General features: G+C 31.0%; 13 protein-coding genes. 1 reads left to right on the top strand and 12 read right to left on the bottom strand.

The window, feature by feature from the left end:
• Window positions 1-2 precede the first annotated feature (2 nt).
• The 10 genes from ACMDB5_RS10315 to ACMDB5_RS10360 all read right to left on the bottom strand — a co-directional run bounded on the left by ACMDB5_RS10315 (window position 3) and on the right by ACMDB5_RS10360 (window position 10,885).
• Window positions 3-1,007, bottom strand: coding sequence for a class I SAM-dependent DNA methyltransferase (locus ACMDB5_RS10315; RefSeq protein ID WP_413998174.1), 1,005 nt, complete (start codon window positions 1,005-1,007; stop codon window positions 3-5).
• Window positions 1,008-1,609: 602 nt separating this feature from the next.
• Entirely contained in the window at window positions 1,610-2,032 is a 423-nt protein-coding gene (locus tag ACMDB5_RS10320) for a hypothetical protein (RefSeq protein ID WP_413998175.1), read from the bottom strand.
• A gap of 234 nt (window positions 2,033-2,266) precedes the next feature.
• Window positions 2,267-3,217, bottom strand: coding sequence for a nitrilase family protein (locus ACMDB5_RS10325; RefSeq protein ID WP_413998176.1), 951 nt, complete (start codon window positions 3,215-3,217; stop codon window positions 2,267-2,269).
• A 164-nt stretch (window positions 3,218-3,381) separates the two neighbouring features.
• Window positions 3,382-4,194, bottom strand: coding sequence for a Shedu anti-phage system protein SduA domain-containing protein (locus ACMDB5_RS10330; RefSeq protein ID WP_413998177.1), 813 nt, complete (start codon window positions 4,192-4,194; stop codon window positions 3,382-3,384).
• 178 nt (window positions 4,195-4,372) lie between these two features.
• The gene (locus tag ACMDB5_RS10335; protein WP_413998178.1) at window positions 4,373-5,167 is read right to left on the bottom strand and encodes a hypothetical protein; all 795 of its coding nucleotides are present in this window, start codon (window positions 5,165-5,167) and stop codon (window positions 4,373-4,375) included.
• Between the two features lie 167 nt (window positions 5,168-5,334).
• Complete coding sequence (locus ACMDB5_RS10340; RefSeq protein WP_413998179.1) at window positions 5,335-6,858, bottom strand: RNA-directed DNA polymerase; 1,524 nt, start codon at window positions 6,856-6,858, stop codon at window positions 5,335-5,337.
• A gap of 163 nt (window positions 6,859-7,021) precedes the next feature.
• Window positions 7,022-8,080, bottom strand: a complete 1,059-nt coding sequence (locus ACMDB5_RS10345; protein ID WP_413998180.1) for a PIN domain-containing protein — start codon at window positions 8,078-8,080, stop codon at window positions 7,022-7,024.
• A 162-nt stretch (window positions 8,081-8,242) separates the two neighbouring features.
• On the bottom strand, window positions 8,243-8,845 hold the full coding sequence (locus tag ACMDB5_RS10350; RefSeq protein ID WP_413998181.1) for a DUF6843 domain-containing protein: 603 nt from the start codon (window positions 8,843-8,845) through the stop codon (window positions 8,243-8,245).
• 167 nt (window positions 8,846-9,012) lie between these two features.
• The gene (locus ACMDB5_RS10355) at window positions 9,013-9,705 is read right to left on the bottom strand and encodes an HNH endonuclease (RefSeq protein WP_413998182.1); all 693 of its coding nucleotides are present in this window, start codon (window positions 9,703-9,705) and stop codon (window positions 9,013-9,015) included.
• Window positions 9,650-10,885 carry an AAA family ATPase gene (locus ACMDB5_RS10360; RefSeq protein WP_413998183.1) on the bottom strand — a complete coding sequence of 412 codons (1,236 nt, stop codon included), beginning with the start codon at window positions 10,883-10,885 and terminating at the stop codon, window positions 9,650-9,652. Before ACMDB5_RS10360 ends, ACMDB5_RS10355 begins: the two co-directional genes overlap by 56 nt.
• 110 nt (window positions 10,886-10,995) lie before the next feature.
• Here ACMDB5_RS10360 and ACMDB5_RS10365 point away from each other — a divergent pair, with 110 nt between their 5' ends.
• Window positions 10,996-11,439 (top strand): hypothetical protein, encoded by a 444-nt coding sequence (locus ACMDB5_RS10365; RefSeq protein ID WP_413998184.1) that lies wholly within the window; start codon window positions 10,996-10,998, stop codon window positions 11,437-11,439.
• Window positions 11,440-11,649: 210 nt separating this feature from the next.
• Here ACMDB5_RS10365 and ACMDB5_RS10370 read toward each other — a convergent pair whose 3' ends face one another.
• Window positions 11,650-12,399: a hypothetical protein gene (locus ACMDB5_RS10370; RefSeq protein ID WP_413998185.1), complete on the bottom strand. Its 750-nt coding sequence runs from the start codon at window positions 12,397-12,399 to the stop codon at window positions 11,650-11,652.
• A 176-nt stretch (window positions 12,400-12,575) separates the two neighbouring features.
• Window positions 12,576-13,322: a hypothetical protein gene (locus ACMDB5_RS10375; RefSeq protein ID WP_413998186.1), complete on the bottom strand. Its 747-nt coding sequence runs from the start codon at window positions 13,320-13,322 to the stop codon at window positions 12,576-12,578.
• Window positions 13,323-13,440 lie beyond the last annotated feature (118 nt).

Genomic DNA, 13,440 nt, shown 5'->3' on the forward strand with positions numbered 1-13,440 from the left:
ATTTACTTTCCCAGATTATTCTCGTTTTGATTTTTTATAATACTTGTAACTTCCCACACCAAATATTCGCTTATTGTTTTTTTGAAATCTTGTAAAGTTGGTTTACTGTCGATGGGTGTAGATTGGTTCCAATCGGCTCCGCTGTTAGGGTCTATGGTGGCTTCGTGATATTCTTTTTCTGTAAAAATATTTAGTTTGCTTTTACCAAAACGCACCAAGTTTATTAATTCATCGTATCGTTCTTTGGCTTGGTTTGTATCTTTAAGGTTATTACTTGATTTTTTGCGATTTGTTCGTGAGTAACCATCATTAGAGAAATCGATAAATTTTACCATTTCTTCTTTGTGGTGCTTTTCATTTACCTTAAAAACATAAATATTGGTTTGGACACTTGCTTTGCCAATAAAAATATCAATAGGCATTTTGATACTTGCCAAAAGTGTGTGTGTGTTTAAAATTCTTTTAGTGTATTCTGTGGCTTTACCTGAGCCAGCAGAATTTTGAATGATGATTGCAGCGTAGCCTTTGTTCATCATATCTAATGCTTTTTCTACAAAGTTCATTCCGTTTCCGTTTGCTGAATAAGGTGGATTTAGTATAAAAGCATCGGCTGGAAACTTACTATTTCTTTTACCAAAACCGTAATTTCCGTCAAAGTCTGTAAGTGAATTTTTGTTTAAAATGTTTGAACTACCGTCGCCCATTAAAATCATATTTAAAATGGCTAACATATAAACCTCTGAAAGTACTTCTAACCCAAGTAATTGCTCGGCTTTTATTTTAATCTCCTTTTGAGTTAATTCTTCAGGTGAAGTAATGTGATTTTTAGCATCAATTAGCATCTCATTCATAGCTGCTACTAATAAACCTGCCGAACCTGTGGCAAAATCCCATACATAGGAATCTTTGTTTACACGAGCCAATTTTACTAGGAGATTAGATACATAAAAAGGTGTAAGCACAACATCGTTAAGTTTGTCTTGATTAAAACCAAGCCAACCGTACATTTCGTTAAAAAGTTTTCCTGTAAAATCGGTTGTTAAACCAATCTTATAATATATACCTAAATCATCTACAATTTTTGTGAAAACTCTTTTTAGTTGACTTTCTCCGTTTTCAACTTTATTTATATTTTCAGTAGTAAGCGTGTTTTGTAATGTTCTTAAAATTAAATCTTTCTTTTCGTTTGGGATTTCTTTTGCGTCTAAAAAGGCTTTAATTTTTCTGACTATTATGTCGCCATCTGTATTGCCTATTTCGATAGAAGATTTGAAATCGGATTTTTCGAGAGGTGCAACTTTTCCTGGTATTCCTATTGTTGCGATAATTGAATAAGCTACAAGATAAATTCGGTCTTTTTCTAATAAACCATCTTCATTGTCATAAATATCGTGATTTAGTTTTCGTAAACTTGCTTCAATTTCTTTTTCTCGCTGTTCTTTTAGTTTGTCAATTTCATCTTGCGTTAAACTTAATGTTTTTACTTTCTCAATAAACGCATCAAAGTTTTAGGTGCTAAAAAAGAAAAATCTGAAAATTCACCAATTTTTTGACCAACACCAAAGTTGTTTTTTGAAACAAAATATACACCTATTTTAAATTGTATTTTTTAACTTTCATCTTTATAACCTGTCATGCCAATTGCTATAATGTCGGTATAGCTTGTATGATGTAAAAGGGCATTAGCATAATGTACCGCTCCGTTTACGGCAAACGAATTGATGTTTTTAAAATGAGGTTCATTTTTATTGGTTTTGTTTTCAACTTGATGGTTAGCATCAAGTTTTATCAAACTATTTTTATATCCTTTATATTCAATAAGAATAGGGTAGAAGTTTAAGTTTTTGTCTTGCAATAATATTTTTGCATCGGGGCGATTTGCGCCTGTTCCACCATTTTTAGTGAAATAATCTGAAAGTGCTTTGTCAATTTCAGCATTTAAAGATTCTTGCTCTAGCTTATAATTTAATTTGTGTGATTTAAGCCAGCCGTTAGCTAAATCTGCAATATTCGGTTCTATTGATTGTGCCATTTTAATTATATTATTGGTCGTAAAGATAGTTTTTTTGTTAAAACTAAAAAGAGTTTTGCGTAAGCAAAACTCTTTTGTTTATTTAATGTTTTTTGTCGTTTTTTCGACGTTCTGTGTAGCTTTAGTGTTGCCACCAACGTATTTGCATTGCCGCAGGTGGGGGCTTGACATTGTAACTTCAGACGACTTCCAAAGTCCCCACCTGCGGCAATGCAAATACGTTGGTGGCAGTTTTTATTTGTTGTCGAGCCACACCACTTTTTGTTCTGACTTGTGATGCTGACCAATTATGTCTTTGTATAATTCTGGTCGTCTTGCCTTTATATATCTGTATCCGCCTGCTTGAATAAGTTTTTCAGATGTGATTGTAGCGGTTTCAAAACTATCGTCAAATGAACGGCATTCAGCAAGAACATCTCCGAAAGGGTCAATGATCATGGAACAGCCATTTTTCAATTGGTCATCGTCCATACCTATTGGATTTGCGAAAACAACATATATTCCGTTGTCGTATGCTCTTGAAGGAATCCATTTCATCAACCAACTTCGCCCTTTCATTCCGTCAAATTCTAACCGCAATGATGTCGGGTCAGCTTCTCTATTTTCCCAAAGTTTGGGGTCAACGAATCCTGCACCTGGTCTGGTGGAAGGAGTACACATAGTAACATGGGGCATGAAAATTATTTTTGCTCCTAACAATGCCGTGGCTCTCACATTTTCTACTATATTATTGTCATAACAAATCAGGATACCGCACTTCCAGCCATGAATTTCAAAAACGCAATACTCGTTCCCTGCTGTTAAAAATGGATTAATGAAAGGATGTAGCTTTCTATACTTTGCAATAAGTCCAGTTTTATCAACACAAACATATGCTTTGAATAAATTATTGTTGTTGTCTTTTTCAAACAATCCGGCTAAGATGATTATGTCAAATTTGTTTGCAATTTCTTTAAGTTTTAAAATACTTTTTCCATCAGGAATAAACTCTGCCAAATCAAGCATTTGCTCTTTGGAAAGTTGTCTTGCAAAAGTATATCCGGTAATAGAACATTCGTGAAATGCGATTACATCAGAACCTTCTTTGGCTGCTTTTTCAGCTAATTTTTCAATGACCGAAAGGTTATAACTTTTGTCACCACTTTTGTTCTCAAATTGGGCTGTCGATATTTTTAAGTTGTCCATTTTTAATGCTGTTTTTAAAATTGCCACCAACGTTTCGGCGCTTGGCGAGATAGGGGATTAAAGATGCGTTATTTTTCCACTAAACACTAATTTATCCAAGTACAAAAGGATCTTTAAATTCAGCCTAAGACCCCAACCTCGCCAAACGGCTGTTGTGCGAAGTTTTAATAGTTTCCACTTTTAATTAATTTTTCAGACTCTTCAATCAAATTATCGTAGTGCAATAGAAAAACGCCATTACGGCGTAACTTCCGTTTCAATCGATTTGATTTATCATTATAATCGCTTCTTCGACCTGCAATAACTGCGTATTCAAACCTCGTACTATCAAATTCATAAAATTCTTTTGGAAGTTGTTTGTTAAATATGTTTAATTTTTCAATTGCTTTTCTTAATCCATTAAAATTGTTTTCGAGCCAATCTCGCCAATCATCAATTTGATTTAAACCTTTTCTTATTGCATTTCCAAAATTACCATCCGCTAAAGTTATGTTACCGGTTGGATTTTCTAATTCAATTAATAGAAAATGATAGCCATTGGAATTTTTTCCTATGAGTAAAAAATCTGCTTGAAAGTTGGGAGGAAGTTCAATTTCTGGGAATATATATCGATCGTGATGACCATAAATCGTATAATTTAAAAGTATTGACCCAATAATGAAATATGCGCGATTATCACGAATGAAATTTAAGATATCTCTTTCTGTTATTTCGGTGCTTAATAATGCTGAAAATTTTTGGACTATAGCAATATTTTTAATATTACTTGTAGCAAGTTCCACTGTATTTAAATGATTTTTAGGAAATAATGAATCGTAATTTAAAACAAAAGGAAAATTTCGGTAAACCTCTAGGCGATGTGATAATTTTTCAAAGTCTCTTATTAGAAATGAACCTTCTTCCTTGTTATGAATTTTTTCTAACGCTTCTTGTTCGGGATGTGATAGTTTAGTATAATCTTTGTCAAATAAACTCATTTTCTTTCGGTTTGGTTCGGTTTTTTGGAAAATTTCGCACAACGTCCTGGCGCTACAAGAGGTTTGGGATTAAAGATGCGAGATTTTTCCATTATGCACAAATTTTCCAAATACAAAACCATTTTTAAAATAAGCCAAATGCCCAAATCTCTTGTAACGGCTGTTGTAGCTAGTACCTTTATTTATGCTCTTTTGAAATATCGTCCTTTTTTAGAATGTATGTTTTTTTCAATTCTATATTCGTTTCTTTTATGTCTGATGAAATCTTAGAAGTATTGTTATTTATACTTTTTAGTTTATTTAAAACTTGAGTTGAGTTGTCCTTTGTCAAAAAAGGATTCCAAATTCCTAGAATACCTAAAATTAATGCTAACCCTATACCAACCCAACCAACAAATAAGTTTTGTTTGTGTTTTCTATCGTCTTTAGTTTTAAAATCATGTTTTACAAAATCTATTAACTCTTCGCTTGGAAATATTAATCCAAACATATTACTATAGATATATTCATAATATTCATTCAGCTTACCAGACTTAAGTTTTTCATTGTTTTCCGAATCATAAATTATGTCAGGAGAATTTGTATATAAATAGTATCCATTTTCGTTTAGTATTAATTTGTTCTCATTTTCAATACGAAGATTGTTAAAATCGGAGTGAAGTGCCTCAAATATATTTAATTTTTCAGAAGGTGATACGATTGTTAAATATCGTATACTTTTTAAGTAATCAAGTAGATTTATGAGCTCAAATAAATCATGATTTTTTTTATTTATCTCCTCTTTATTGTCAAACAATTCAGAATCAATATAAAACAATAAGTCTTTAGAATCATGTTTTACAATTAATGCCAATTTACTTTTGCTCGTAAAAAAAGTATCCTGCAAAAATCTTGTACAAGTCTGCATTTTTTTAGGATCCAGTTTTGATAGATTCTCAATAATCTTTAGTTCATTTTTATTAAATGGTCTCATGATTTTCTGCTGGTATTAGCTACAACGTTTCGCAACCTTGCGTAGTTGCCGATTGCGGAGGTTAATCTGTCAACCAAGATAGAAAAAAATGCGGAAACGAAAACTCCAAACACAGCGATTTAACGGCAATTACGCAAGATTGCTGTTATGCCTTCGCCCTTTTTCCATTAGCAGAATTCTGGTTTAATAAATGTCAGTCCGTTTTTTTTCATGGTTTTATAATTGTCTGCCAATTCAGACGATGTTAATGTTTCATAGATATAAAGCCAGTATCTGTCGAACTCGACCCTTTTTAAACTTTTAGAAAGGTCTATGTATTCTTTTAGATAGGAAGTTTCATTGTGTTTTTTGTCGTACAGATAAGAAATCATTAAAAAAATGCAGTCCATTGAGGTTATTGAATCTTGTTTAATTGTTAATATTTCAATTTCAAAGTCATATTTTATTGCCCAATATATTGCGTAGGAACAGGCTTCATGAATCTTCTTTTTTACTCCGTATGCATATATGTCTTGAGCTATTTTTTTAATAATATTCTTGTCAATTTGGTGAGGTTCAAATACTTTCTGTTCTAATAGATTTACTAGATATGGATAAAGTAAAACCAAATGGTGTATTTGTTTTATGTAATAGTCTTTTGCGTTTGCATCTAAATGTTTGTTTGAAATTATTTTTATTGCATAATTCAAAACTGAGGCATCTGAATCTTCAATCAACATTAATTCAATTGCAAAATCTATGAACCCTTTTAATTCTTTGACTCTAATTGCTTCCTTGTTATTTACTATGTAGGTATTTGTAAAGTTGAAATGGTTTAATTTCGTAACCCAATTCTTTACGCTTGCTAAAGGCAATGGAATAATTTTAGACTTTTTACTATTTAGTGCTAATTCATATTTTTTCAGCTCTTCTGATAGACACAAGAAAAATCTGTCTGCTTCTTCATATGTGTCTACGTAGCAGGTATAGTCGTCAATATTTCTTATATATTTAAATCCATCTTTTGTTAGTTCTTTGTCTACCGAAACAAGTATGATTTCTGAAATTAAATTTGAAGAATGTGGGCCGATTAAAACGCCATTGGTTTCTCCATGTTTTAAGTTTCGCGTGTAAAAATCTATTTGGTTAAACCATTCATTTCTGTCAGATGGTTTTGATTTTGACTTCGCATATGTTTTTCCTACTAATGCCCAAGAAATTGAATGACTATAAACACTCGGAAAACAATTTGAAATATCAGCTAGCGCCACATACTTGCTTTTTATTACAATGTCTTGCTCGGGATCACCATCCTTAGTGAAGTTTTTGTAATTCATTTCGAAAAGCTCTGGTCTATTCAAAAGTTTTCTTAAGTGTATTCTGCTGATTTTGAACGCATCATTTGAAGTTTTTTCACTGAAGTGATTCTGTAATTCTGTCCAATTATCTGATAAAGATTTTGCTTGGCTTGAATAAGCAAATGGTTCAGGAATTGCCATTGGTCTTGGAATGTTTATATTCCTCATACTTGAATACCTGATAAAGTCTTTGGGCTTGTTGCTTACTGGAAAAGGGGGGATTTTAGTAAATGCTAGAAAGTCAACACTCGTCAAGAAATTTGGAATTTTTTCTGCAAAAAGTCCATACCCAACTAGGCCATCATATAAATCAGTGTCCGAAATTTCATTTTTGTAATCAATGTATTTAGTCATTCGTTTTCTGTTCTTTTCTGTCCGTTATAGGGTGAGGCATAACGGTTTGGCGCTTGGCGAGGTTGGGGATTAAAGATGCGAGATTTTTCGGTTAAACACAAAACTTCCAAATACAAAACCAACGTTGCATTAAGCCTAAAAGCCCAATCTTGCCAAACGGCTGTTAGCGGTAGTCATGATCTGTGTCAAATGAAATTTCATTGTTATCATTTATACTTTCTATTTCAAAATCTTCAGAATAATCATCTTCATCAAGTATTTCAATATAAGCAATTAGTGAGGAATCAAATTCCTGTTCTAAAGAAAGCGTATCTGTTTCATAGTAATGATAACTTTTATCATCACTGTCATAATACATGTAATTATCATCATCTGTTAATACATCAACCTTTACAATAGTCTTTGCTTCAACCTCAATTGTTATGATGTCATCTACAATTTCTATTATTTTATATGATAATTCACTAACATTTATTTCCTCAACCTCTACATTATAAACATCTTTCCCATTGACCGCATCGTAATATAAACTGTAATCATCTTCCAAATTGTCCTTGTACCAATTGACAAATTCTTGTTTTAATTGAGGAGAATTTGCAAGAAAAAGTTTATTAGTAATATCCTTTTTAACTTTCTCAATTTCTGTGTAAGCCTCTTCAAGATAAGTATCGTAATCATTCCTTACAGTAAAATCCGGATATTTTGTAGATAAAAGATCTTTGTCCGTTGAAAATACTATTGCGGTTGTACTATTTGTTGCACAAAAATCTTTAATAAGTTCAAGTGTAAAAGCATCGGGAAATTCAGACTTTTTTTCGCCTTTACCAAATGGAGGTAAAGATTCAAAATATTTATCAAATATAGATTTTATATCAAGAGATTTATATGGGAGAATTTTGATAATCGAATCTTTTATCAGATTATCTAATTTTAATTCAAAATCAGTTATTATTTTGTCAGACTCAATCTTTGTGAAAAATGGTTGTAATATGTTATCATTTTGTAATATCCAATTTTCGGCATCCTTTCTAAACCTATTGTGATTGATAATGCTTATTGATAAAAACTTTTTAAAGTTAGATTTTAGTTCGTTATATGTTATCTCGGTAACATAAAGTTGTATCCTTTTCTTTCGACTTAAACTAATCAAAGAGTTGATTTTTTTGCCGTGAAGGAAATTCTCTTTAATAAATATATTAGTATCTAAAATGACATTTTTCATCGGATTCTAATTATGATTACCGCTAACGTTCTGGCGCTTGGCAAGGTTGGGGATTAAAGATGCGAGTTTTTTCCATTATGCACAAATTTTACAAGTACAAAACCAACTTTAAATTTAGCCTAAAACCCCAATCTTGCCAAACGGCTGTTAGCTGATGTTTTTTTATTTATTTCTATATTCCTTTGTCGGAATGTCAATATAAAAATCTTGATATTCACCATATTTATTTCTGCTTAAAGTTCCAATAATCATTTGAACATTTGTCGTGTCTTTTTCCTCACAATATTCGCAAAATCTTTTTATTTCTTTTCTATTTCCTTTTTCGTCAACAAAATAATATTTTGAACCTGAATAGCTTATTGAATTTCCTTTAATTACAAATTTAGTATTCAAAATTCCATTTTTAGGAACTTTATAAACTCTCCACCATAAACCTTCAAATTCTTTTTCAGCTCCATTTTTTTGTCCGTATTGAATTGTAATTTTACCTCTATAATTTTCAGAAATTAAAAATATATCTTTTGACGCAGATATTATTTGCAAATATAGTATTCCGCTAAAAATTGGCACTAAAGACCAAAATGTCTGCCAAGTTTTTCGAATTTTAATGTTCACGTAAGAAAATAGAATTTGTATTATTCCAACTATTGAAATTAAAATAAATATATATGTTGGATACCATTCAAAAATATACATACAAACATTTACAAGAATTCCAAATGTTAATAATGTTAATCCGCAATAAAATAAAATCCTATTTTGCAATTTAGTTTTCTTTAGTTTCTGCGTTTTTTTCTAAAATATCAGCTAACGTCCTGGCGCTACAAGAGGTTTGGGATTAAAGATGCGAGTTTTTTCCATTATGCACAAATTTTCCAAGTACAAAACCATTTTTAAATTCAGCCAAATACCCAAATCTCTTGTAACGGCTGTTATGTGACGTTTTTTTGGTCTTCGTAAAATTGTTGTAGTGTAAATGAAAATTCACTTTCAGCGATAAATTCGTCTATTTCATTTCCAATTAAATCTTTTAATGATTGATTTGTTTGAGAATTATATTTATCAATAAATCTTTGTAAATCTTCAATTTTTTCTTGTCTTTTTTCTCTTAATTCAGTTCTGTTAAGTTCAAATTTCCTCCACGTTAATTCACCTCTTTTACTTGAATTAACGTGGAAAATAAGTGGACCAAATGCTCTTAAATGAGATTTTGTATTATCCTTGTATGGATTTAATAACATACAGTTTTTATCTAAAAAATTTCTTTTTTTATTGTTACACCAATAACAACCAAAAGTTAAATTAGACCACGTAAATGTTAATCGAGGATAAATAGATTTTGGAATTATATGTTCAATATCTCCAGGATAAATATGTGTAACTCTACTTTCACAATACGCACATTTTTCTTTTGTTTCATTTTTTAAAACATCCTTAATTAGTGTATTACTATATCTATTTTGTTTTGTCTTATCAATAATATTGGTTTTACGGTAATCGACCATTAATTCAGATGTCCAATTATCACCATTATCAATTAATAATTGAGGTTTAGGGAGTTTTTTTAGCTCAATCATTTTTTCTTGAAATAAGTTCAACAACAGCTTCATTAATATATTTTTCAAAACCTACTGATTTAAGTTCGTTTTTGAATTCTTTAATATTTTCGGCAGTTATTCCAGATTGTGCATATTTATCTAAAATATTATCTATTTTATCATCAACCCAATCTGGTGTTGTTGACTCAATACCTAAAACTTGTCTTAAAATTTCATTTGCTGTTCCAGTTTTTTCAAAATTTTCTAAAAGTTGAGAGCTTACTTTATTGTTATCATTATAAATTAAAGCATAAACATTTGAATCATTTACTGAAGAAATTATAAATGGATTGTGTGAAGCAACTATAAATTGGACATTTGGAAATGCTTTTATGAAATTTGGAAGTAATGTTTTTTGCATTTCAGGATGTAAATGATTTTCAGGTTCATCAAAGGAAACTATAAAAGGTTTTTCATCTTCATCAAACATATAAATCTGCCAAGCTAAATCAATAATTGATGCGATTCCTCCAGATACAGCATCAATACTGAATTCACCCGAATCTGTTTCTAAAATTACTTCTGGGATTCTAATTGATAATGATTGAAATCCTAATTTAGGAGGAAGAACTAATTTTAATATTTTTATGAAGCCTTCATAAATTTTTATTGCACCTTCATTTGAGTTTACGATTTGATTTCCATAACCTAAAGCGGCAAGAGAAATTAATGCTTCTTTTATAAAATAGGTTTCACTTTTATCTCCACCATAGCTAAAATATCGCTGTATTTGAGAATTTCTGTAATTATCAAATGCTCTTCTTTTAGTAATGACTTCTGTTGAAATATTTGGAACAGCTTGATATTTATAGATTGGTCTATGAGATGGAATATTAAAACCGTGAAGTGGTTGTTGTCTTTCTATATGTACATTATAAATAGTTCCAATAGATTTAGGTATAGATAAATTTGAATTTTCACCGTTGAAATATATAATATTTCCAATATTGTCTAAATGTGGATTCACATTTTTAGTTTCGAATAATTTAGACCAAATTCCACTTAAATATTTTAAGCCACCAGTTTTTTTATCTCTTTCGGCTGTTCCAACAAGTTGACTTTGCCAACCAAAATGTTGATTTATAATATTTAAAATAGTTGATTTTCCAGCTCCATTCGCTCCAGTTAGTATAGTTAATTGTTTATGAAAATCGATGTTTATATTTTCATATTGTCTCCAAGAATCAATTTTTATTGATTTTATCATATATTTTTAGATTTTCTTCCGTTTTTGAGGTAAAATGTCACATAACGTTCTCTCGCTTGGCGAGGTTTGGGGCTTGAATCCCTTAAATTTTCAACTTAAAACTAAATATTATGAAAAACGATAATTCCACTAAATCCCCAAATCTTGCCAAACGAGTGTTAGTGGCTGGGCTTTCTTTCGTAGAATGGATTTCGAAAGAAACTGCGCCAAGAACACCAAGTTTATGGGCACAAAAATATCCTGAATATTCGCCTTATTTATGCGAAACAATTTTGGGTGATGGTTTACAATTAGTTTATTTAGGAACTATTAATAATCGACCTTATCATTGGTTAATTAGAATAGATAGCAAAACAAATGTAAGTGATGATGAATTTAATTTTGAAGACATTTTACAACCGATAGAAGAAGAATGCGGAAGTTGCGAAGGTGTTGATGAATGCGAAAGTTGTCAAGAAAATGAAGAAGAATGTGAATACCCTAATAATATTTCTTGGGGAGGTGGTCACTGGGGAATGATTGTGAATTTTGGTACTGGTGAGGTCGGCTCGTAGCCTTGCCACTAACGTTTCGGGGCTTGGCGTCAGTGGCGGAAATTGAAGCGAAAAGTTTCAATTTAGCGACACAGTAAGCAAAAGCCAATTCATTGAATAAATTTAAGAAAAAAAGTCAATGTAATTGGCTTTTTGCGACATTGAAAACCGAAACTTTCAATTTATCACTTAACCCGCCATTGCGCCAAACCCTTGTTATGTGTAGTGTTTTTAGAATATATTTTTCATGACCCAGTTAACTCCAGTAATTAATTCTTCAATTTGTTCTTTCGTTGGTTCAACGTCTTTCTTATGAGCACAAATATTTCTAATATCAGCTAAATATGATATTTTTCGCCAAATGGTTGTGTCATAAATATCGTTATTCTTTAAAATTTCGTTGAAGTCAGATAAAGTAGGATTTCGTTTAGAAATTGATAGAGCATGGTTTTTAACTACACTTCCTAAATAACTTTCAAGTACAACTCCTGCAACCACTCCACTAGCTCTTAAATTTACTTTAACTAACACTTTTGCGGTTTCAAGTTCTGTGTCCTGTAGTTCAATAAGTAAGTTAGAATGTATATCCGATAGAATTGAGTCGATTCTTTCTTTTATAGATACTAAAATAGTGTATTGATTGTAAACGTTTTTCAATGTTTCATCTTTGGTATCGAAATCAGGATATTGATAGCTACTTGGTGCAACACCTTTAATGTAATCTTGAATATAGTATCTTCCATATCCTAAAGACTTTCTCTTAGTATCAATTTCGTAATAAGCTTTGAATTCTGGAAATCTGTCCTTTCCTAAAAATTCAACTATTTTTAGAGCTTTCGAATACCAAATTTGATATTCATGTTGAAATGAAAATTTACTTTCTAACTCTTTCTTCAACTTTCCTTGTAAAAATAGTATGATTTTAGCGCACTCATTGATCGAGTTTTCAATTTCTTTTTTCAGTTTTTCTTTAGATTTCATTGAAATTTATTAGAAAGTTTGATTTAACATTACACATAACGTTCTGGCGCTACAAGAGGTTTGGGATTAAAGATGCGAGATTTTTCCATTATGCACAAATTTTCCAAGTACAAAACCATCTTCAAATTCAGCCTAATGCCCAAATCTCTTGTAGCGGCTGTTACCAGCTGGCTTTTCTACAGTTGATTTTCATACCCGATTTCATCCAAATCAGATTTTAATTTATCAAAATTTGTTAACTCGGGATTTATTTCTTTAACCAAGTCTTTTGTAATTTCTATTCCATTAAATATTTTCTCTACAAGTTCCAACTTTAATTCACGATCTTCGAATTCTTCTTCATAATATTCTTCTGCCCAATTTTTGTAAGTCAATGGTTTTCCATCTAGTAAGTTAAGTAAATGACTGGAACCATCTTTGTATTCATCTTTAGGTAAATTGATTTTCCCAGTTTTCCAATCCATATCTGTTTTGTTCTGCCAAATACAAAAGGTTGTTCCAATACTTTTTACAGGTTCTCCAAATATGAATTCATTAAACACTTCTGGTAATTCATCAACAACTCCAGTTCGTATAACTTGAGTTAATTCCATTTTGTTTTCTTTATTTGAGCCAAGGATTTTTTCAAAAAAAGATTTTTTCTCTTCTATTGCTACATTTTTCCATCCATTCATTTCGCTTTCGTGTGCAAAACCATTTATACAAGTTCCATTTTCACTAAAAACTATCAACATTTGGTCGCCTTGTCCGTTTCGCATTTCGCAAAACTCTTCAGTTTCGCTCCAATCTTTTTGGTATGAATAATATCTATATTCCCATTCAGGACAAATGATTGCTTCTAAAGCAGAAATCGATTTGCAAATATTTTTTAATTTACTGGCATCAGGTAATAAGTTTAAGTTTTCCGTAGAAAGTTCTTTCATCTTAGTATTTTTTAAGCTTGCTGGTAACGTTTCGGCGCTTGGCGAACTTGGGGATTAAAGATGCGTTATTTTTCCACTAAACACTAATTTATCCAAGTACAAAACCATCTTTAAATTC

This window comes from Flavobacterium sp. W1B (genome assembly GCF_047344965.1).
GTDB lineage: Bacteria > Bacteroidota > Bacteroidia > Flavobacteriales > Flavobacteriaceae > Flavobacterium.

Coding starts and splice junctions, on each gene's coding strand:
- ACMDB5_RS10315 (WP_413998174.1), bottom strand. CDS start 1,007: ATGTACGGTTGGCTTGGTTTTAATCAAGACAAACTTAACGATGTTGTG.
- ACMDB5_RS10320 (WP_413998175.1), bottom strand. CDS start 2,032: ATGGCACAATCAATAGAACCGAATATTGCAGATTTAGCTAACGGCTGG.
- ACMDB5_RS10325 (WP_413998176.1), bottom strand. CDS start 3,217: ATGGACAACTTAAAAATATCGACAGCCCAATTTGAGAACAAAAGTGGT.
- ACMDB5_RS10330 (WP_413998177.1), bottom strand. CDS start 4,194: ATGAGTTTATTTGACAAAGATTATACTAAACTATCACATCCCGAACAA.
- ACMDB5_RS10335 (WP_413998178.1), bottom strand. CDS start 5,167: ATGAGACCATTTAATAAAAATGAACTAAAGATTATTGAGAATCTATCA.
- ACMDB5_RS10340 (WP_413998179.1), bottom strand. CDS start 6,858: ATGACTAAATACATTGATTACAAAAATGAAATTTCGGACACTGATTTA.
- ACMDB5_RS10345 (WP_413998180.1), bottom strand. CDS start 8,080: ATGAAAAATGTCATTTTAGATACTAATATATTTATTAAAGAGAATTTC.
- ACMDB5_RS10360 (WP_413998183.1), bottom strand. CDS start 10,885: ATGATAAAATCAATAAAAATTGATTCTTGGAGACAATATGAAAATATA.
- ACMDB5_RS10365 (WP_413998184.1), top strand. CDS start 10,996: ATGAAAAACGATAATTCCACTAAATCCCCAAATCTTGCCAAACGAGTG.
- ACMDB5_RS10370 (WP_413998185.1), bottom strand. CDS start 12,399: ATGAAATCTAAAGAAAAACTGAAAAAAGAAATTGAAAACTCGATCAAT.
- ACMDB5_RS10375 (WP_413998186.1), bottom strand. CDS start 13,322: ATGAAAGAACTTTCTACGGAAAACTTAAACTTATTACCTGATGCCAGT.